The 18,604-nt window shown below is 73.8% G+C and carries 24 protein-coding genes; 15 read left to right on the forward strand and 9 right to left on the reverse strand.

Annotated features, from left to right (window positions below; translation table 11 throughout):
- Nucleotides 1–416 precede the first annotated feature (416 nt).
- Together HH311_RS14010 and HH311_RS14015 are read left to right on the forward strand one after the other, a co-directional pair.
- Nucleotides 417–1,166 carry a hypothetical protein gene (locus HH311_RS14010; RefSeq protein WP_169184291.1) on the forward strand — a complete coding sequence of 250 codons (750 nt, stop codon included), beginning with the start codon at nt 417–419 and terminating at the stop codon, nt 1,164–1,166.
- A 55-nt stretch (nt 1,167–1,221) separates the two neighbouring features.
- Nucleotides 1,222–2,079: an SMP-30/gluconolactonase/LRE family protein gene (locus tag HH311_RS14015; protein WP_169184292.1), complete on the forward strand. Its 858-nt coding sequence runs from the start codon at nt 1,222–1,224 to the stop codon at nt 2,077–2,079.
- 7 nt (nt 2,080–2,086) lie between these two features.
- Here HH311_RS14015 and HH311_RS14020 read toward each other — a convergent pair whose 3' ends face one another.
- The gene (locus HH311_RS14020; protein ID WP_169184293.1) at nt 2,087–2,830 is read right to left on the reverse strand and encodes a hypothetical protein; all 744 of its coding nucleotides are present in this window, start codon (nt 2,828–2,830) and stop codon (nt 2,087–2,089) included.
- Between the two features lie 526 nt (nt 2,831–3,356).
- Between HH311_RS14020 and HH311_RS14025 the strand changes: the two genes are divergently transcribed.
- The 6 genes from HH311_RS14025 (at nt 3,357) to HH311_RS14050 (ending at nt 7,091) form a co-directional block, all read left to right on the forward strand.
- The gene (locus tag HH311_RS14025) at nt 3,357–3,821 is read left to right on the forward strand and encodes an MSMEG_3727 family PQQ-associated protein (protein WP_169184294.1); all 465 of its coding nucleotides are present in this window, start codon (nt 3,357–3,359) and stop codon (nt 3,819–3,821) included.
- A gap of 12 nt (nt 3,822–3,833) precedes the next feature.
- On the forward strand, nt 3,834–5,522 hold the full coding sequence (locus HH311_RS14030; protein WP_169184295.1) for a PQQ-dependent dehydrogenase, methanol/ethanol family: 1,689 nt from the start codon (nt 3,834–3,836) through the stop codon (nt 5,520–5,522).
- 54 nt (nt 5,523–5,576) lie between these two features.
- Nucleotides 5,577–5,666 (forward strand): pyrroloquinoline quinone precursor peptide PqqA, encoded by a 90-nt coding sequence (gene pqqA, locus HH311_RS14035; protein WP_133825024.1) that lies wholly within the window; start codon nt 5,577–5,579, stop codon nt 5,664–5,666.
- A 104-nt stretch (nt 5,667–5,770) separates the two neighbouring features.
- A complete protein-coding gene (rd, locus tag HH311_RS14040; protein WP_169184296.1) occupies nt 5,771–5,986 on the forward strand; it encodes a rubredoxin in 216 nt (71 codons plus the stop codon).
- 13 nt (nt 5,987–5,999) lie between these two features.
- Nucleotides 6,000–6,764 (forward strand): ribonucleotide-diphosphate reductase subunit beta, encoded by a 765-nt coding sequence (locus tag HH311_RS14045; protein WP_169184297.1) that lies wholly within the window; start codon nt 6,000–6,002, stop codon nt 6,762–6,764.
- Between the two features lie 45 nt (nt 6,765–6,809).
- Nucleotides 6,810–7,091 carry a hypothetical protein gene (locus HH311_RS14050; protein ID WP_169184298.1) on the forward strand — a complete coding sequence of 94 codons (282 nt, stop codon included), beginning with the start codon at nt 6,810–6,812 and terminating at the stop codon, nt 7,089–7,091.
- A 21-nt stretch (nt 7,092–7,112) separates the two neighbouring features.
- On the opposite strand, the gene HH311_RS14055 is transcribed toward HH311_RS14050, so the two are convergent.
- Nucleotides 7,113–7,787, reverse strand: a complete 675-nt coding sequence (locus tag HH311_RS14055; protein ID WP_169184299.1) for a hypothetical protein — start codon at nt 7,785–7,787, stop codon at nt 7,113–7,115.
- Nucleotides 7,788–7,882: 95 nt separating this feature from the next.
- Between HH311_RS14055 and HH311_RS14060 the strand changes: the two genes are divergently transcribed.
- Complete coding sequence (locus HH311_RS14060; protein ID WP_312030145.1) at nt 7,883–8,938, forward strand: YihY/virulence factor BrkB family protein; 1,056 nt, start codon at nt 7,883–7,885, stop codon at nt 8,936–8,938.
- Nucleotides 8,939–8,964: 26 nt separating this feature from the next.
- On the opposite strand, the gene HH311_RS14065 is transcribed toward HH311_RS14060, so the two are convergent.
- Nucleotides 8,965–9,306, reverse strand: coding sequence for a PadR family transcriptional regulator (locus HH311_RS14065; protein ID WP_169184300.1), 342 nt, complete (start codon nt 9,304–9,306; stop codon nt 8,965–8,967).
- Entirely contained in the window at nt 9,303–9,959 is a 657-nt protein-coding gene (locus tag HH311_RS14070) for an HAD family hydrolase (protein ID WP_169184301.1), read from the reverse strand. Before HH311_RS14070 ends, HH311_RS14065 begins: the two co-directional genes overlap by 4 nt.
- Nucleotides 9,960–10,049: 90 nt before the next feature.
- On the opposite strand from HH311_RS14070, the gene HH311_RS33310 reads away from it, so the two are divergent.
- Together HH311_RS33310 and HH311_RS14080 are read left to right on the forward strand one after the other, a co-directional pair.
- On the forward strand, nt 10,050–10,637 hold the full coding sequence (locus HH311_RS33310; RefSeq protein WP_169184302.1) for a TMEM165/GDT1 family protein: 588 nt from the start codon (nt 10,050–10,052) through the stop codon (nt 10,635–10,637).
- 136 nt (nt 10,638–10,773) lie between these two features.
- Entirely contained in the window at nt 10,774–11,982 is a 1,209-nt protein-coding gene (locus HH311_RS14080; RefSeq protein ID WP_312030146.1) for a cytochrome P450, read from the forward strand.
- Here the strand turns inward: HH311_RS14080 and HH311_RS14085 are convergent.
- Nucleotides 11,972–12,520, reverse strand: coding sequence for a TetR/AcrR family transcriptional regulator (locus HH311_RS14085; protein WP_169184303.1), 549 nt, complete (start codon nt 12,518–12,520; stop codon nt 11,972–11,974). The two genes, HH311_RS14080 and HH311_RS14085, sit on opposite strands and share 11 nt — an antisense overlap.
- 90 nt (nt 12,521–12,610) lie before the next feature.
- Between HH311_RS14085 and HH311_RS14090 the strand changes: the two genes are divergently transcribed.
- Nucleotides 12,611–13,663 (forward strand): aldo/keto reductase, encoded by a 1,053-nt coding sequence (locus HH311_RS14090; protein ID WP_169184499.1) that lies wholly within the window; start codon nt 12,611–12,613, stop codon nt 13,661–13,663.
- Between the two features lie 88 nt (nt 13,664–13,751).
- Complete coding sequence (locus tag HH311_RS14095; protein ID WP_169184304.1) at nt 13,752–15,881, forward strand: HNH endonuclease signature motif containing protein; 2,130 nt, start codon at nt 13,752–13,754, stop codon at nt 15,879–15,881.
- A gap of 116 nt (nt 15,882–15,997) precedes the next feature.
- Here HH311_RS14095 and HH311_RS14100 read toward each other — a convergent pair whose 3' ends face one another.
- Nucleotides 15,998–16,333 (reverse strand): antibiotic biosynthesis monooxygenase family protein, encoded by a 336-nt coding sequence (locus HH311_RS14100; RefSeq protein ID WP_169184305.1) that lies wholly within the window; start codon nt 16,331–16,333, stop codon nt 15,998–16,000.
- Nucleotides 16,334–16,411: 78 nt separating this feature from the next.
- On the opposite strand from HH311_RS14100, the gene HH311_RS14105 reads away from it, so the two are divergent.
- Nucleotides 16,412–16,849 carry a MarR family winged helix-turn-helix transcriptional regulator gene (locus HH311_RS14105; RefSeq protein ID WP_169184306.1) on the forward strand — a complete coding sequence of 146 codons (438 nt, stop codon included), beginning with the start codon at nt 16,412–16,414 and terminating at the stop codon, nt 16,847–16,849.
- Nucleotides 16,850–16,857: 8 nt separating this feature from the next.
- Here HH311_RS14105 and HH311_RS14110 read toward each other — a convergent pair whose 3' ends face one another.
- Entirely contained in the window at nt 16,858–17,361 is a 504-nt protein-coding gene (locus HH311_RS14110; protein WP_169184307.1) for a MaoC family dehydratase, read from the reverse strand.
- A 165-nt stretch (nt 17,362–17,526) separates the two neighbouring features.
- Here HH311_RS14110 and HH311_RS14115 point away from each other — a divergent pair, with 165 nt between their 5' ends.
- A complete protein-coding gene (locus HH311_RS14115) occupies nt 17,527–17,709 on the forward strand; it encodes a hypothetical protein (protein WP_169184308.1) in 183 nt (60 codons plus the stop codon).
- Nucleotides 17,710–17,725: 16 nt separating this feature from the next.
- Here HH311_RS14115 and HH311_RS14120 read toward each other — a convergent pair whose 3' ends face one another.
- Nucleotides 17,726–18,130 carry a VOC family protein gene (locus tag HH311_RS14120; protein ID WP_169184309.1) on the reverse strand — a complete coding sequence of 135 codons (405 nt, stop codon included), beginning with the start codon at nt 18,128–18,130 and terminating at the stop codon, nt 17,726–17,728.
- On the reverse strand, nt 18,127–18,540 hold the full coding sequence (locus tag HH311_RS14125; protein WP_169184500.1) for a helix-turn-helix transcriptional regulator: 414 nt from the start codon (nt 18,538–18,540) through the stop codon (nt 18,127–18,129). Before HH311_RS14125 ends, HH311_RS14120 begins: the two co-directional genes overlap by 4 nt.
- Between the last annotated feature and the right edge of the window lie 64 nt (nt 18,541–18,604).

Genomic DNA, 18,604 nt, shown 5'->3' on the forward strand with positions numbered 1-18,604 from the left:
GCTCGACCTCGGGTTCCCGCGCAACGACTGATCGGCGTCGGCAGGCCCTGAGGGGCACACCTGGCAGGTCGGCGGGTCCTGTTCATGGCTGACGTGCCCGTGATCATGGACCCGGCTCACCAGCGGCCCGATCCGTCGATCCGATAATCGACATTATGTCAGATGGACCGGAGAACCCCTCCCCACTGGTCAGGAGTACGTGAGGCCGGCCGCGCGCGTTCCCTCGCTGCCTGGTGTGCCCGTCGCCCACGGCGCGCCAGGACGACGGGCACACCAGGCGGGCGCTGACGCGCGACCGGCTGCCCGGTGTGCTGATGATCGAGGAACCGAGGCGCGCCCGATGTCGATGGCGCGCAACCGAACGGCGGCGCCCGGGCGTGGTCCGCCCGGTTCGCCCGGGTGGTGTACTCCGTCCCGTGGCACGGGACGGGCACGACGACCACGACGACGGTGTCCTGGTCCTGCCCAGCACCGGCCCCGACCCGATCCCCCTCGCCGACGCCCTCGCCGCGGTGACCGGCTACGCGCTGGCCCGGCGCCCGCTGCGGTTCCGCTCGCCGGGCGTCCCCGACGGGCGCTGGGTGCGGGTCCCGGCCTACGGCTGGTCCCGGTTCGACACCGTCGCGGCGAGCACCGGCCCCGACGGCGACGTCCTGCTCGGCGAGGCGCTGCACGGACGGCTCGACCGTGACGGCTGGCAGGACGTGCACGACGCGCTCGCCCGGGTCGCGCCGCTCGTCGACGACGTCCGGCGTCGGGCCGCCGGCCGTGCCCTGTGGACGCTGCCCGCCGAGGAGTTCTCGGTGCTCGAGGAGCCCGGCACCGTCGGGGCGCTGCTCCGCGAGGTCGCGGCGGTGGCCGGCCGGCACCCGGCCCACGTGCTCGCCGCGCTGCAGCACCGCCACCCGGAGCTGATCCCCCACCTCGCGCGGTCGACCCGGCGTACGCTGCTCCCCCACCTCGAGGAGGGTGACAGCGGCGTCGAGGCGGTCGTGCGGCGCGAACTGGTCGCCAACGACGCGGCCTTCGCCGTCCTCGAGCGCCGGGTGGCGGACCGTCTGGAGGGCGCCCGACCGACCCGGCTGCGCCTGCACGACATCCTGCTCTGGCTCGCGACCACCCTGCGATGGCCGCACGCGGTCCGGGCCGGAGCCGACGAGGTGTGACCCGGCTCACCCGATCGCGGTGTCGATCCGGCAGGGCCTCCCGCGTGGAGGGGCCATGGACACCCAGCAGCTCTCCCCCACCCGCACCCTGCTCACCGGGCTGGCCATGGTCGAGTCCGCCCGCTGGCACGACGGCCGGTTGTGGTTCGCCGACTGGGGCGCCGGCGAGGTGATCGCCGTCGACCTCGACGGCACCGCCGAGGTCGTGGCGCCCGGCCCGCACCGCATGGGCTGGTCGCTCGACTGGCTGCCCGACGGGCGCCTGCTCACCACCGGCGACGCGATCCGCCGCCACGAGGCCGACGGCAGCACGACGACGCTGTGGGACCGGGCCGCCAACGAGATCGTCACCGACCCGCGCGGGCACCGCTACGTCGACGGGTTCGACTTCGACTTCCTCGGCGGCGGGACCCCGGAGCCGGGCTGGATCGACCTGCTCGGGCCCGACGGGACCTCCCGCCGGGTGGCCGGCGACGTCCAGTTCCCCAACGGCATGGTCGTCACCCCCGACGGCACGACCCTCGTCGTCGCCGAGTCGTTCGCCGGGCGCCTGACCGCGTTCGACATCGCCGACGACGGCGGCCTGACGGGTCGCCGGACGTGGGCCGAGGGCCTGGGCCCCGACGGCATTTGCGTCGACGCCGAGGGCGCGATCTGGGCCCAGACCGCCGACACCTTCGCGCACACGGGCGACGCCGGGGCCCCCGCCGGGGCGTGCGTGCGGGTCCTCGACGGCGGCGAGGTCACCCACCGCGTGGAGACCGAGCTGCCCTGCTTCTCCTGCGTCCTGGGCGGCCCCGAGGGCCGCCACCTGTTCCTGCTGTGCAACGAGTTCGAGGGGATCGAGCGGGCGCGGGAGGTCCAGGAGCGGCGCTCGGCCCGCGTGCTCGTCGCCGAGGTGCCCGCGCCCTGACCCGGCGTCAGAGACCGAGCTCGTCGCGCCAGACCTCGGTCTTCGTCCGGTAGCCGTCGGCGACGTGCAGGGCCCGGTCGTCGAGGAGCCGCTCGAACGCGGCGGCGGCGGCCGACACCTCGTGGGGGTCGCAGTGGGTGGAGAGCTCCACCATCTCCCGGCCGCTGGGGAAGCGGAAGTGCTCGAGGTCCGCGCGCAGACCCGGCGCGGCGGCGGTGACCTTGACGCGGTGGACGACCAGGGGCCCGTGCACCGTCAGCTCCTTGAGGGCGCCGTCGTCGACGGGCTCGTGGCCGCCGCGCAGCGCCCAGGCGCGCTGTGCGGTGGAGAGCAGCTCACGGGGGTCGAAGGCGCGCGCGACCACGTGGGAGGCCTCGCCGGGGTCGACCTCGCGGCGGACCTCGATGTCCTGCCAGACCTCCCCGGGGACCACGTCGAGCTCGACCCGCACGCCCCGGGGGGCGGTGCGGTCGGGCGTCGTGCCGGTGCGGCGCGCCGAGACCGCGAGGTCGTAGCGGCCGCGGGCCCGGCGGCGCAGGCGGATCTCGACGCCGGCCCGGAGCAGGTCCAGTGCCTCGGTGTCGAGCAGGTAGGTCCGGCGCTCGCTCCACGTCGGCGAGGGGCGGCCGGTCAGCACCTCCGCGGCGCGGTCGGCCGGGGTCCGGAGCAGCGCCTTCAGCTCGACGCTGTCGGCGTGGGCGCCCCCCGTGCAGAGCCGGGCGAGCGCCTCGGGCGGTCCGAACCTCGGCACGTCCTCTCGACCTCCCGCCGGGCGGCGCGGAATCCCCGGCGACGACGCCACCCGGCCGCGACCCTAGCCGCCGTCCGGAGGCGGCGGCAGCGTTCGATGCCGAACCTGGGCGGTCGGACGGGGGCACCTCCCCGATTCACGGTAGGTGCCCCCTCCGTCTCCCCCAGGTCCTTCGGGTTCCCCGTTCCGTCATCCGGAACGTAGAGGTGGAGATCTGCAGGTCGCGATGATCGACATCTGATCACTCCGCGCTCCCCCTTGCCGACCCAAGGTCACCTCCCTATGGTCGACTGTGGCTCAGCACACACCGTTGATCGACTGTCGACGCTGTCTCGACGGCCGACCACGTCGTGTCCTGCCGCCCAGTGGTCACCGAGATCGGACGAACGGTCGACAGGCCCGTGGCGGCAGGTGCAAGTGCGCCTCTCCCCGCGGTCGTGACCGTGGTCCGACGACCGCCCGCTCCCCGGAGCGACGGGCACCACCGGTGGCCCGCCCGGACGACCGAGAAGAGGAGGGATGGCCGATGACGGCCACCGCAGGTGATCGAGACACCCAGCTCCACGAAGCTGGGCTCGACGGGCAGAACCGGACGGCACTGGGCCGGCTGCTCGGCACCGGGAACGTCGGACACGCCGAGGAGGGCTCCGACGGCGTCATGCGGGCGACGGTCCGCATCCCGGAGGACGAACTGATCTTCGACCCGTCGATCCTCGTCTTCCCGCACGGGGGCGAGGTCGAGCTGACGCTCATCAACGACGACAAGAACACCCACTGTGCAGTGCTGCCCAACAACGGTGATCCCAAGATCATCTGGTTGGTCAACCACTCCAAGGGCATCGCCCGCCTGAACCTGGGCGGACCGGGGACCTACTACTACGGCTCCACCACCGGCAACGACGAGGGCCGCGGGCTGACCGCCGCGCTGGTCTTCGGTGGCGAGGTGCCCGACTCGGCCAAGATCGACCGTCCCCCGCAGCCGCGCCCGTAAGGAGGAGCACCCATGACCGACTACGTGGACGCCGGCGAGGCCGTCCCCCACAAGACGCTCAGCGCCACCAAGGGCAGCGCCCCGGCCACCAGCGACGTCAACTACGAGCGCATCCAGAACGCCCGCTCGGAGCCGGAGAACTGGCTCACCTACTACGGCACCTACGACGGCCAGCGGCACAGCGCGCTCGACCAGATCAACCGCGAGAACGTCAAGCGCCTCTCGCCCGCGTGGGTCTTCCAGGCCGGCTCGGCGGGTCTGCACTCCGGCGCGTCGACCTACTCGTTCGAGTCCTCACCGCTCGTCGTCGAGGGCGTCATGTACGTCTCCGGCCCCGAGGGCAAGTTGTGGGCGATCGACGCCACCACCGGTGAGGAGCTCTGGCGCTACAAGCACGCCTCGCCGTACGACGTCTCGCTGTGCTGCGGCAACGTCAACCGCGGCGTGGCCGTGGGCCACGGCAAGGTGTACCTGTACACGCTCAACGCCCACCTCATCGCGCTCGACGCCCAGACCGGTGACCTCGTCTTCGACGTCGTCAACGGCGACGTGCGCGCCGGCGAGAGCGGCACCGTCGCGCCGCTGATCGTCAAGGACAAGGTCATCGTCGGGAGCTCCGGCGGGGAGTTCGGGCTCCGCGGCCACCTCGACGCCTTCGACGCGCAGACCGGCGAGCGCCAGTGGCGCTGCTACACGATCCCGAAGCCGGGCGAGCCCGGGTCGGAGACGTGGCCGGACGACGGCGAGGCGTGGCAGCGCGGCGGCGCGAACTGCTGGGTGACACCGACGTACGACCCGGAGCTCGAGCTGCTGTACCAGGGCACGGGCAACCCGGCGCCGGACTTCGACGGCGGCGTGCGCCCCGGCGACAACCTCTACACCGACTCGACCATCGCGGTCGACGTGAACACCGGCGAGATCCGCTGGCACTACCAGTTCACGCCCCACGACCTGTGGGACTACGACTCGACGATGGAGAACGTCCTGTTCGACGCGCCCGACGGGCGCAAGCTGCTCGCGCACGCGGACAAGAACGGGTACTTCTTCGTCCTCGACCGGACCAACGGCGAGCTGGTCCGGGTCTTCCCGTTCGTCGACCGGATCACCTGGGGCGAGATCACGCCCGACGGCAAGGTGACGCCGAAGGTCTACCCGGACGAGGAAGGCGTCCCCGTCCACTTCTGGCCCGGTCCGGCCGGCGGCAAGGAATGGACGCACATGGCGTACAGCCCGCGCACCGGGCTGATCTACGTTCCCGTCCAGGAGGTCGGGGCGACGGCCACCCGCCGTCGTCGTGAGTTCAAGGAGAGCATCCCCTACTGGGGTGCGGGCGTGGCCGTCGACCTCGACGACCACTACGGGTTCGTGGCCGCCATCGACCCGTTGACCGGCGAGGAGAAGTGGCGCTGGCGCAACGAGTACCCGATGTGCTCCTCGACCCTCACCACGGGCGGCGGCCTGGTCTTCCAGGGGACGCCGACGGGCGAGTTCGTCGCGCTCGACGAGGAGACCGGCGAGAAGCTGTGGTCGTTCCAGTGCGGCAGCGGGCACCACAGCAGCCCGTCGACGTACAGCGTGGACGGCCGCCAGTACGTCGCGGTGCCCACCGGCTGGGGCGGCTGGATCGAGGGCTTCCTCCCCGGTCTGCTCGGCGCCGCCGCGGGTGACGCCCTGTTCGTGTTCGCGCTGCCGGAAGCCTGACGGCGGCCGGACGCACGATCCGCATCACCGTCGTTCACGAGGAGGTGAAAGTCCGTGGAGCTCCACGTGTGGGAGGCCCCCGAGTTCGAGGAGATCGGGGTCGCTCCTGAGGTGACGATGTACGTCGCACAGATGGACGACTGATCGAGAACGCGCGGAGGGGCGCCGGACTGGTTCCGGCGCCCCTTCGCGGTGTTCGGCACCGATACCGTGCACCGTGCCCCTGACCGAGGATCTCCGGAGGCGACATGACCGTCGAGCAGACCGAGGCCAGACCGCAGGCCACGCGTTGGCTCTGCGAGATGTGCGGATTCATCTACGATCCTGAGGAGGGTGATCCCGACAGCGGTATCCCGCCCGGGACGCCTTTCGAGGACATCCCCGACGACTGGATGTGCCCGATCTGCGGAGCCGAGAAGTCGGACTTCCGTGCGCTGGAGCCGGGAGAGTTCCCGGAGATGTGAGGGATCTGTACAGATGATCACCGGGTACGGCCACTTCGCACAGCTCGCCGAATCACTGCAGTGGGACGAGACCGCGATCGACCTCTCGACGGACGTCGAGGCCTGGGCGAAGCTCGAGGACGAGGAGAACGAGCAGATCCTCGGGCTCCTCGCCGGCTTCGTCGTCGGGGAGACGTCCGTGGCGACGCACCTCAAGAACTTCCAGACCGCCGCGAGCACCGACGATGCGATGGCGAAGGTGTTCGAGGCCCAGGCCCGCGACGAGGCCCGCCACGCCCGGTTCTTCGACCGCGTCGTCCGCGAGGTCGTGGAGGTCCCGGGCGAGAACCTCACCGAGCGCATGGACGCGCTGCGCGACCGGGTGAGCCCCGACCTCGTCGAGCTGTTCGAGGAGCGGCTCCCGGCCATGGCGGAGCGGGTCGCGCAGGACGCGCAGAACCTCACCGCGGCGGTCGGGCTGTACCACATGATCCTCGAGGGGGTCGTGCTGACCGCGGGCCAGCACGCGCTGCTCGAGACGCTCGAGGGCTGCTCGATCAACATGCCGGGGATGCGCAAGGGGATGGAGCTCGTCCTGCGCGACGAGCGCTGGCACATCGGCTTCGGGTCCCGGGTCATCCAGAGCGCCGATGTCGTCGACGACGAGATGGAGGAGCTGCTGACGCAGGGCACCAAGGCGGCGTCCGCCTGGGGCGACCTCATCTCCGCGAAGTCCGTCGACAAGGTCGACCAGCTGCACCGCCGGCGCCTCAAGTCCGTCGGCATCAAGTTCTGGTAGCCCGCCTCCCGCGCGTCCCCCGGGCCAGGTGCTCGTTGGACGGGCATGGTGCTGGGCTGCGAGGTGGCGGGGGCCGCGGAGACGGCGGAGCTGCACGACCCCGTCGCGACCGCCGGGATCGTCCGGGTGTTCACGAGCCGGGTCCGCCGGGCCTGCGAGGACGGGTCGCTGCACGCGCACCGTGACCACGCGGGCCCGGCGATCCCGCTGGTGTGCGCGCTCGCGTGGCGCGCGGGGCACGACGCGGCCCGGCAGCGGGTGCTGTGCCCGCTGTGCATGGTGCTCGCCCGGGTCGCCCCCGGGGTGGGCCCGCGCCCCCGCGCCTGACCCGCCCCGGGAGAGCGGTCGTCAGGCCGCGACGCCGAGCGCCGACCCGACGCGACGGGCGACCCCGAGCACCTGATCGCCCGGACGCTGCTGCTCGCCGGCCTGCGCGCTGAGCACGACCAGCGCGCCGGTCAGGGCGGGCACCGCGAGCTGGAACCAGGACAACTGGCGCTTGGCCTCGGCGGCACCGATCGGCAGCTGCTCGGCGGCCTGGCTGAGCGCCTGCCCGGCCTGCTTGTCGACCTCCTGCACAGCCTGGGCCGCGCCCCCGCGACCCTCCTGCGTGGTGCCGCGGTCGAGGTGGGTCGTGGTGCTCGACGAGATGTTCGGCGAGGCGTGGATGACGGCGTCCTCGACCTTCTTGCCGAGCACGCGGGTGTAGGCGGTCGTCGCCAGCGCGGCACCGGTGAGGACCAGCTTGGCGACCGTGGTGCCGGTAACGCCCTTCTGGTACTTCACGCGCTTGCGGTTGGTGGCGAGCAGGCCGGCCCCGCCGATGAGGTGCGCCCCGATGAAGGCGGCGTTGACGGGGCTCCACTTCGCCCAGCCGATGCTGGTGACGCGGGCCTTCGTGCGCTCCTGGTCGGCCTCCTGCGCCGCCGCGTTCAGGCCCGCCACGCCGAAGAGCGAACCGCCGAACCAGGCGGCCAGACCGACGTCGTGCAGGGCCCGGAATCCGGTGTTGCGTGTGCTCATGGGCGGTGGTGCCCCGCCGTCGCGACGACGCAATCGTCGACGGCGTCACCGCGGATCCGGGGATCGTCACGACGCGGACGTGGGTACCAGCGCGCGTGAAGCCCGCCCAACTGCTCTCCGCCGGTCTCGTCGCGCGCAGCGTGGTCCGCGGCGTCCGCCATCCGCAGGACCCCGACCACCGGCCCCGCCGGGAGCCCGCGACGCCCGACACCCCGCCCGGGTCGCGCGCCGCGACCCCCACCGACATCCCGCCGGCCGGGTGGTGGCAGATCATCCGGCGTGCGTTCGCGGAGAGCAGCAAGGACAACGTCAGCATGCTCGCCGGCGGGGTCGCGTTCTTCGGGTTCCTCGCGATCTTCCCGGCGCTGATCGCGCTGGTGTCGCTCTACGGCCTCGTCGCCGACCCGGCGCAGGCGGCGCAGACCCTGGAGAGCGTCACGTCGGCCCTGCCCGCGTCCGCCCGCCCGCTGGTCGCCGAGCAGTTGCAGGCGGTGGTCACGAGCAGCAGCGGGGGCCTGACGACGGGCTTCATCATCTCCGCGCTCGCCGCGCTGTTCAGCGCCTCCAGCGGGACCCAGAACCTCATGGCGGCGGTGAACATCGCCTACGACGAGACCGAGACACGCAGCGCGGTGAAGCTGCGCCTGCTGGCCCTCGCGCTGACGCTCGGCGCGGTCGTGTTCGTCATCGTCTCGATCGCGCTGGTCGCCGTGGCCCCGTTCGTGCTCGACCACCTCGGCACGGTCGGCCGGGTGATCGGCCAGGTGGTGCGCTGGGTGCTGCTGGTGCTGCTCGTCGTCGTCGGGCTCGCGGTGCTCTACCGGGTGGCACCCGACCGCGACTCGCCGCGCTTCCGCTGGGTGACCCTCGGCTCGGTGGCCGCGACGGTGCTCTGGGTGGTCGGCAGCGTCGTCTTCAGCCTCTACGTCGACAACTTCGGCAGCTACAACAAGACCTACGGCGCCCTGGCCGGGGTCATCGTGCTGATGCTGTGGATGTACCTGTCCAGCTATGTCGTGCTGCTCGGCGCCGAGATCAACGCGGAGTCCGAGCTGCAGACGGTGCAGGACACCACGAAGGGCCCCCCGCGGCCGATGGGCTCGCGCGGGGCGGCCAAGGCCGACGACGTCGTCGCCGGGCGGAACGGCTGACGGGGCGCGGAGGGCCGGGCGGGGCCTCAGCCCTGCAGTGTGTGCAGGGCCCGGGCGTAGGCGTCCGCGGCACTCGTCCGCGCCGCCAGCACCCGGGTCCCGGTGGTCGTCAGCCGGTAGGCCCGCGGATCGGCGGGCGACCGTCGGACGAGCCGGTTGCGCGCCAGCCGGTGCAGCGCGGCGAACACCTGCTGGGCGGAGGGCGTCGGGGTGCCGCGGGCGCCCTCCCGGAGCCGCTCCAGCACGCCGTAGCCGTCGCGGTCGGCCGAGGCCAGGGCCGCGAGGACGAGCGTGTCGCACCGCTCGCGGTCGCGCACCCCGCCCGTCGGCGGTGTCGTCGCCCGGGTCCGGGTCGTCAGTGTGCTCATGCCGCGCTCCTCCCCTGCCCGCGCACCAGCTCGAGCAGCTCGGAGAGAGACTCGACGACGTGGCGCGCGCCGGCCTCGGTCAGCTCGTCGTCGGAGAACCCGCCGGTGCGCACCGCGAGGAACGGCACCCCGGCGGCGACCCCGGCCCGACCGTCCCAGACCGAGTCCCCGACGAGGATCGCGTCGGTGGCCCCGGCGCGCTGCAGCGCGAGCTCGACGAGGTCGGGCGCGGGCTTGCTCGCCTCGACGTCGGCGCTGGTCACCACGTCGTCGGCGTAGGTCCGGCCGTCGACCAGCCCGAGCAGGTGCTCGGCGGTCCCGCTGGAGCCGGAGGTGGCGAGCACGACCCGCAGCCCGTCCTCGCGCAGGCCGGCCAGCAGCCGCTGGGCGTCCGGGAACGCCGCGACCTCGTCGATGAGGGCGTCGAACTCCTCACCGTGCGCCGCGCGCACGTCGTCCCCGTACTCGGCCTCGGCCTGCTCCCCCGCCACGTGGGTGACGAGCTGGTCGCCACCCATCCCGACGGCACGGTGGAGGTGCCAGATCGGCAGGGTGGTCCCGAACCGGCGGAAGGCCCGGTACCAGGCGAGGGCGTGCTGGTAGTTCGAGTCGACGAGCGTGCCGTCGACGTCGAGGATCGCGGTGTCCGGCATGGCGGGCTGGTTGCCCGGTGGGCGGGCGTCGCCAATCGCCGGTCGGGGCCAGCGGTTGTGTTCCGGGCCCGGGACCGATAGCCCTTCACCGTGGACCTCGCCGTCGCCGGGATCGTGTTCGGCATCGTCGCGCTCGCGGAGCTGCCCGACACCAGTTCGCTGGCGGCGGTCGTGCTCGGCAGCCGCTACCCCCCGCGGTTCGTGCTGATCGGCGCGATCCTGGCGCACACCGTGCAGACCGTCGTCTCGGTGGCGGCCGGGAGCGTCGTCGCCCTGCTCCCCCGGCGGCCGCTCGAGTTCGCGCTGGTGGTGATCTTCCTGGTCGCGGCGGTGCTGGTCCTGCGCGAGGACGACGACGACGATGACGACGACGAGCCCCGGCTCGACGGACGTCCGGGGACCCGCCGCAAGGTGGTGCTGACGTCCTTCACGGTCGTGCTGCTGGCCGAGCTCGGCGACCCGACCCAGATCATCACCGCGACCCTCGCGGCCCGCTACGACGACCCGATCGCGGTCGGGGTCGGCAGCGCGCTCGCGCTCTGGGTGGTCTCGGCGGTCGCCGTGTACGGCGGCGACCGGCTGCGCCGCGTGGTCCCCGCCCAGTGGCTGACCCGGGCCGCGGCCGCGATCCTGGTGATCCTCGCCGTGCTCACGGCGATCGAGGCCATCACGGGGTGAGGCGTGCTGGAGTTCGGGATCGTCCTGGGCGCGCGGGGCTCGGGATGCGGGGCGGTCCCGAGGGGTGAACGGTCTCCACCCCGTCTCGACCCGTCGGTGGAGGCGCCGGCGCGTTCCGGGGGACGACGATGGCGGCGTGCCCGACACCGCCACCGACCTGCCCCGCCTCCCCTTCCCGACCCCCGACCCGCTCGGCCTCGCCCCGGCGCTCGGCCCGCTGCGGGAGCGCTCACCGGTCACCCGGGTGCGCACGCGCGTCGGCGACGAGGCCTGGCTGGTCACCGGGTACGCGCCGGTGCGGGCGCTGCTCGCCGACCCCTGGCTGGGGCGTTCGCACCCCGAGCCCGAGAAGGCGGCGCGGCTGCACGACGGGATGCTCCTGGGCGGCCCGATGGGCGACCACGAGCACGAACGGGCCTCCCACCAGCGGATGCGCCGGCTGCTCGCCCCGGCGTTCTCCGCGCGCCGGATGCGACGCCTGGCCGACCACGTCGGCGAGCTGGTCGACGGCCTGCTCGACGACCTGCTCGCCCGCGAGCGGCCGGCCGACCTCCACGCCGTGCTGGCCGAGCCGCTGCCCGCCCTGGTCATCTGCGAGCTCCTCGGGGTGCCCTACGCCGACCGGGACGCCTTCCGCGCCTGGTCCGGTCAGGCCGCCGCGATCGACGACGCCGGGACGAGCCGCGCGGGCATCACCGCCCTCGGGCGCTACGTGGCCGGTCTGGTCGACGCGAAGCGGCGCGAGCCCGCCGAGGACGTCCTCTCCGACCTCGTGGCGGCCCAGCAGGACGACCCGGAGCTCTCCGACCTGGTGGTGGCGGGGATCGCGACCGGCCTGCTCTTCGCCGGCCACGAGACCACGATGACCCGGATCGACGCCGGCGTCCTGCGCCTCTTCCCGCACGACGGCCGGTCCCCCGGCCTCCCGACCGATCCCGACGACTTGGCCCGCACCGTCGAGGAGATCCTGCGGCTCCCGGTGCCCGGCGGCGGACGGGGCGGCGGGCTGATCCGCTACGCGCACGAGGAGGTCGTCGTCGACGGCGTCGTCATCGCCCCCGGCGACGCCGTGGTGCTCTCGATCGGCGCGGCCAACCAGGACCCGGCGGTGTTCGACGCGCCGGCCGAGCTCGACGGGGCCCGCCGCGAGAACCCACACCTGGGCTTCGGGCACGGGGTGCACCACTGCGTCGGGGCGAGCCTCGCGCGGGTGGAGCTGCGGGCGGTGTTCACCGCGCTGCCCGCGCGGGTCCCGACGCTCCGGGTCGCGGTGCCGGCCGACGAGCTCCGGCTGCGGCCCGACAGCCTGACCGGGGGCCTGCTGGAGCTGCCGGTCAGCTGGTGACCGGCCGCAGGCTCTCCACCACCAGGTCGAGGAGCCGTTCGGCCTGCTCGCGGCCGGCGTCGTCGTCGGGGGTCCGCCACACCGCCCCCATCAGCAGCAGGACGTCGTCGGGGTCGAGGCCGGGGCGGATGGTGCCGTCGGTCTGCCCCGCCTCGAGCAGCGTCCGGATCGCGCCGATCACCGGGCCGTACGTCTGGGCGGTCGCGGCCTCGTGGTTCGGGGCGGTCAGGGCCTCCCCCAGCCCGCGCTTGAGCCGGATGTAGCCCGCGAGCAGCGCGAACCAGGTCCGCAGCGCCGCCAGCGGCGGCTCGGCCGCCAGCAGCTCGGGCACCCGGTCGACCAGGCGCTGGACCTCCGTGCGGTAGACGGCCAGCACGAGGGCTTCGCGGTTCGGGAAGTGCCGGTAGAGCGTGCCGGCCCCGACGCCGGCCAGCTTCGCGACCGAGTTCAGCGACGCGTCGCCGTCCCGGGCGAGGGCCTGCGTCGCGACCTCGAGGATGCGGGCGCGGTTCTGGCGTGCGTCGGCGCGCTCGGCCATGCCGCCTCCTCGCGCAAACGGAGAGTTCTCCGGTACTGTCACCCGTAGCCGGAGAACTCTCCGGTCTTCGGAGCCACGATGGGACCGATCATGGACTACGTCAAGCTCGGGGCGACCGGCCTCGACGTCTCCCCCGTCGCCATCGGCGCGATGACCTACGGCGATCCCGCCCGCGGGCACCCGCGCTGGTCGCTGGACGAGGAGGCCAGCCGACCCCTGATCAAGCACGCGCTGGACCGGGGAATCAACGTCTTCGACACCGCCAACATGTACTCCCAGGGTTCCTCGGAGGAGATCCTGGGACGCGCCCTGCGGGATTTCGCCGACCGGGACGCCGTCGTCGTCGCCACCAAGCTGCGCCACCCCATGCGCTCCGGGCCCAACGGTCGGGGGCTGTCCCGCAAGGCGGTGATGACCGAGGTCGAGCACAGCCTGCGCCGCCTCGGCACCGACCACATCGACCTCTACCAGGTCCACCGCAACGACCACGCCACTCCGCTCGAGGAGACCCTCGAGGCGCTGCACGACGTGGTCAAGGCGGGCAAGGTCCGCTACCTGGGCGCCTCCTCCATGCCGGCCTGGGAGTTCGCGAAGGCCCTCCACCTGCAGGAACGGCACGGCTGGGCCCGCTTCGTGGCGATGCAGGACCACTACAACCTGCTCGCCCGCGAGGAGGAGCGGGAGATGCTGCCGCTGTGCGCCGACGAGGGCGTGGGCACCATCGTCTGGAGCCCGCTGGCCCGGGGCCGGCTCGCCCGACCGTACGACGAGGCCCGGGCGACGGCCCGCGGCGCGGACGACGGTGCCTACGCCGACCTGCTCTACCCGCCGGCCACCGCGGACTCCGACCGTCGGATCCTCGAGGCGGTGGGCGCCGTGGCGGCGGCGCGCGGCGTGTCCCGCGCCCAGGTCGCGCTGGCCTGGTTGCGGACGAAGCCGGTGGTGGCGGCGCCGCTGGTCGGGGCGAGCAGCACCGCGCAGATCGACGAGGCCGTGGCGTCGCTCGACGTCGAGCTGACCCCGGCCGAGATCGAGGCGCTCGAGGCGCCGTACACGCCGCGGGCCGACTGGCAGGGCGTGTCCGACGAGGCCGAGCTGGAGCGCATCCGGGCGCGGATCCCGCAGATGACGCCGGCGGCGTGAGCATGCCCGGTGATTTCACTCGTCCGGCCCAGTGCGGGATGCCCGATTCCGGCCGTGACTGTCGGGGGGTCGAACTAGTGTTCGATTCATGACGGTGGTGGTGGACGACGCGGTGCTCGGCGGGCTCGATGCCCTGCCTGCCGGTCCCGTGCTGTCCGCCGCGCTGGAGGAGGTCGACCCGGCCAGGCTGACCGGCGAGGAGGCCGCCGCGTGGATGCGGGCGTGGTTCCGTACCCGCAACCACGCCGACTTCCAGCTGCTGCGCAGCATCCGGGAGGCCTGCTCGGCGCGGGCGGGGACCACGGTGCGGGTCGATCTCGACGAGTTCGCCCCGAAGATCGCCGCGGCCTCGCTGGGGTGGTCGGCGACGATGGCCTGCTCGAAGCTCGACCTGGCGGTCGGGATCCTCGAGCGGATGCCCGCGCTCGGGGAGCTCATGCGCCGCGGCGAGCTGGAGCTGGTCAAGGCGGCCGCGTTCGTCACCGGGCTGGAGGGGCTCACCGACGCCCAGTGCGCGGCGGTGCTCGCCATGCTGCTCGGCGAGGCGCCCGAGCTGCCGCTGGGGCAGCTGCGCGACCGGATCCTTGCCGCCGGGTACGAGGTCGACCACGTGTGGGGCGCGAACCGACTGGCGGCGGCGACGGCGCGGGCCCGGGTCTCGACCGAGACCAACCCGTCCGGGGCGGTCAACGTCTGCGGCCGGGACCTCGACCCCGCGCTCGCCCAGGACGCCACGGCGCGGCTGCGGGCGTTGGCGCTGGCGGTGCGGGCCCGGGTGCGGCGCGCGGGGCGGAAGCCGGCGCTGGGGTTCGTCGAGGCCCGGGTGTTCGTGCGGCTCATCGACGGCACCCTCGCCGGCGCCGACGACGCCGCAGTCATCGACGCGGTCGCCGCCGAGCTCACCACGGCCGAGGGCCCGACCGACCCCGGCCCCGACGACGGCCCGGGCGACAGCGGCCCAGGCGATGGCGGCCCGGACGACGGTGGCCCGGACGACGGTGGCCCGGACGACGGTGGCCCGGACGACGGTGGCCCGGACGACGGTGGCCCAGGCCGCACGCCTGGCGACGGCAGCGACGAGCGGGGCCCTGACGAGGACGGGCCCGACGACGGTCTGGGCAACGACGGTTCAGAAGACAGCGGCCGTGGTGACGGCGCCCCCGGTGCCGGCGGCCCGGATGACCCCCGCCCGGATGACTCCTGCCCGGGTAACAGCGGCCCCGAGCACAACTCCGGCGCACGCCGCGGCTCGCCCGAGCACTCGGTGGAGTTCGCGCCCGGGACCGCGGTGGGTCTGCGGCTCTCGACCCTGCTCGGCCTCGACGACGCCCCCGGAACCCTGACCGGCCTCGGTCCGGTCCCCACCGCCACCGCCCGCGCCGCGGCCCTCGCACGCGGCGCGGCGAGCTGGCAGGTCCTCGTCCACGACGACGACGGCCACCTGACCCACCTGCTGGTCCTGCGCGGCCCGCCCGGCGCGGCCCGCGACCCCCGCCACCGCCGCCAGACCGTCCAGGTCACCGCCCCGGCGGAGCTGCTGCACGCCCTCGCCACCCGCGCCCGCGGCGGCAGCGACGGCGGCGAGGTCGGCGAGCTCGACCTCCCCGGTCCCCGGGCGGTGCTGTGCGACGCCGCCACCTCCGCATGGCTGGCCCGCCTCCGGGAGGCCCTCGTGCGTTCGGAGACCGCCGACCCCGACGACCACCCGGCCACCACCACCCGCGACCGGGACCGGCGATTCCCCGGCGCCCGCCTCGCCGCGTGGGTGATCGCCCGCGACCAGACCTGCGTGGCTCCCGGCTGCAGCCGACCCGCCGAGACCTGCGACCTCGACCACACCCTCGACCGGAGCCTCGGCGGCCCGACCGAGGCCGGCGACCTGGAGGCGCTGTGCCGTCACGACCACCGCAGCAAGCACGAGGGCGGCTGGGACTACCAGCAACCGGAACCGGGCCGGTTCGTGATCACCGACCCCACCGGCACCCGCCACCTCGTCGAGAGCCGCGTGACCGACCCCCGGATCGCCCGGGTCGATCCCGGCTACGCGGTCGCCCCGGACCAGCCGCCCCCACCACCGCAGGAGGACTGGAAGCCCCGACGCACCCGCGACGGTCGCATCACCCGGCAGGCCCACGACACCGTCGCCCGACTCGCCCGCCGCCGGCGCGCACACGAGCAACGACCACCGGGCCGCTACGACCACGACCCGGACTTCTGAGGCCGACCACGTCAGCGGAACTCGGCGAGGTGGTCGGCCACCCACCGGACGGCGACCGTCACCGCGGCGATGTCGGCCTCGTGGGCTGGCCGGACCGGCGTCGGATGCCGGGTGCGTCAGGCGTGGTGGACCGCGCGCACCCGGACGAGCGTCGGGTCGAAGGACTCCGCGAGCGCGGCGGCCTCGCCGATGTGCTCGCGGACCTCGGGGCGCGCCAGCGCCGCCTCGTACGCCTCGCGGCTCGTCCACTGCGCGTAGTTGACGACCCGGGTGCCGTCGAGGCTCGCGTGCAGGTTCGCGGAGACGAACCCGGGATCGCCCACGAAGACCTGGCCGGTCGCACGGTCGAGGGCGTCGACCAGCTCGTCCTGGCGCTCCGGCGCGACGGTGAACACGTTGACGAGGGTGACCTGCTCGCCGTCGGTGTCGACCGCGATCATCGTGGTGGGCATGGTGGGCTCCCGAGGTGTGTCAATGTCCTGACACCAAGAACGGTAGAGCGCCACCGCGTCGTATGTCAAACTCCTGACATGACCGAACCCGTCGTCGGGACCGCCACCGAGAAGCTGGGCTACCGGGTCAAGCGCGCCGCGTCGGCGCTGCGCGCGCGGATGGACGAGGGGCTCCGCCCGCACGGGCTGACGGTGCCGCAGTACGCCACGCTCGAGCTCCTCGAGGAGCACCCGGGGCTGTCGAACGCCGAGCTCGCCCGCGGGGCGTTCGTGACCCGGCAGTCGATGAACGTCGTGCTGCGCGGGCTGCAGGAGGCCGGGCTGGTGCACCGTCCGTCGACCAGCGAGCACGGACGCGCCCTCCCCGCCCACCTCACCGACGAGGGCCGGCGCCGCCTCGGGGCGGCACGCGACGTCGTCTACTCCCTCGACGCCCGGATGCTGCGGGCCGTGCCGGAGGAGCGGCGTGCGCGGCTGCTGGCCGACCTGGACGCGATGGCGGCGGCGCTCGCCTGACCCGCGCGTCAGGGGCGGCGCAGCACGAGGTTCAGCGCCTTCAGCGCCAGTGGGCAGCGGTCGTCCTCGGTGAGCAGGGCGACGTCGGTGCGGACGATGCCGCGGTCGGGCTTGGAGCGCGACGGGCGGGCCTCGGCGACGGTCACCCGCAGCCGCACCGGCTCGTCCGGCCGCAGCGGCGACGACCAGCGCAGCTCGTCCACCCCGGGCGAGCCGAGGCTGGCGACGGCGGAGATGTAGTGGTCGCAGTAGAGCCTCATCATCAGGCCCGCGCTCTGCCAGCCACTCGCAATCAGCCCGCCGTACGGCCCGGTCGCCGCCCAGTCGGGGTCGGTGTGCAGGCGCTGCGGGTCGTACCGCTCGGCGTACTCGACGATCTCGTCGCTCGTGAGCGAGCGCCAGCCGTACTCGAACGTCTCACCGGGGCGGTAGTCCTCGAACCACCGGTCGTCGATGGGGCTCGTGAAGTCGTGCTCACCGAGGGCGCGCGTCGTCACGGGGGCGGAGACCATGGGCTCGATCCTGCCGCGTGGGTCCCGAGTGGGCGCGGGCAGGAGCCACCGTGCCGCTGGTCCGCTCGGGGGATGGGCGCGCTCACCCGAGCGAACCGGACCGTCACTCCTCGTGCCCCAACGCGTTGGTCCGTACAGCCGGTCCCGCGCGGTGGAGGAGGAACGATGGACGAGCTCGCGAGGAAGGCCGCGCGCGTCGACCCGGCGATGGCCCCGGGCCTGGACGCGGCCGTGCACCACGGGTGCCGGTGCTCCGTGCTGTTCAAGGACGAGGCCCTCGTGGACCCGCTCTGCCCGCTGCACGGGAGCTCGCTGGACCTCGAGCGGCTCGGCGGCCCGTCCCGCTGAGCTCTCTGCCGGACCCTCAGGCCTGCTCGATCCGCACCATGTTGCCGGCGGGGTCGCGCACCGCGGCATCCCGCACGCCCCACGGCTGGCTCGTGGGCTCCGAGAGCACCTCGACGCCGGGCGCCGACGCGATCTTGTCGAACATCGCGTCGAGGTCGTCGCAGCGGATCTGGACCATGCCGAGCGACCCCTTCGCCAGCAGGGCGGCGAGCGCGTCCCCGTCCTCCCGGGACCGGCCCGCGTGCGGCGGCGAGAGCACGATGCCGATCTCGGGCTGGGTGTCGGTGACCAGCGTGACCCAGCGGCCGTAGTCGTTCCCGACGTCGTTGCGCACCGTCATGCCGAGCGTGTCGCGGTAGAAGGCGAGGGCCGCGTCGACGTCGTCGACCGCCACGTGCACCCCGCTGAGGGAAATCGTCATGGCCGGGACGCTAGGCCGGGGTCGGTCGCGGCGGCTTCTCCGAAACTGCTCACCTGGGCGGGGTCGCCCTTCCGGGGCCGGGTGACCGCCATCGTCTGGCAGGTCGGCAGCGCCCGGAGCGCGTCGTGGGCCCGCGCGCGGTACGCGGACGGCGTCTCCCCGACGAGCTCGGTGAACCGGCTCGAGAACGAGCCGAGGCTCGTGGCGCCGACGGCGAAGCACACCTCGGTGACCGTGAGGTCGCCCCGGCGCAGCAGGGCCTGGGCCCGTTCGATGCGCCGGGTCATCAGGTAGGAGTACGGCGTCTCCGAGTAGGCCTCACGGAAGCGCCGGCTGAAGTGCGCCGTCGACATCAGCGCCGTGCGCGCGAGCGCCGGGACGTCGAGCGGCGCGGCGTACTCCCGGTCCATCCGGTCACGGGCACGGCGCAGGCGGCGCAGCTCGTCGAGGTCGGGGCCCACGGCGCCATCCTCC

This window comes from Actinomycetospora sp. TBRC 11914 (genome assembly GCF_012933465.1).
GTDB lineage: Bacteria > Actinomycetota > Actinomycetes > Mycobacteriales > Pseudonocardiaceae > Actinomycetospora.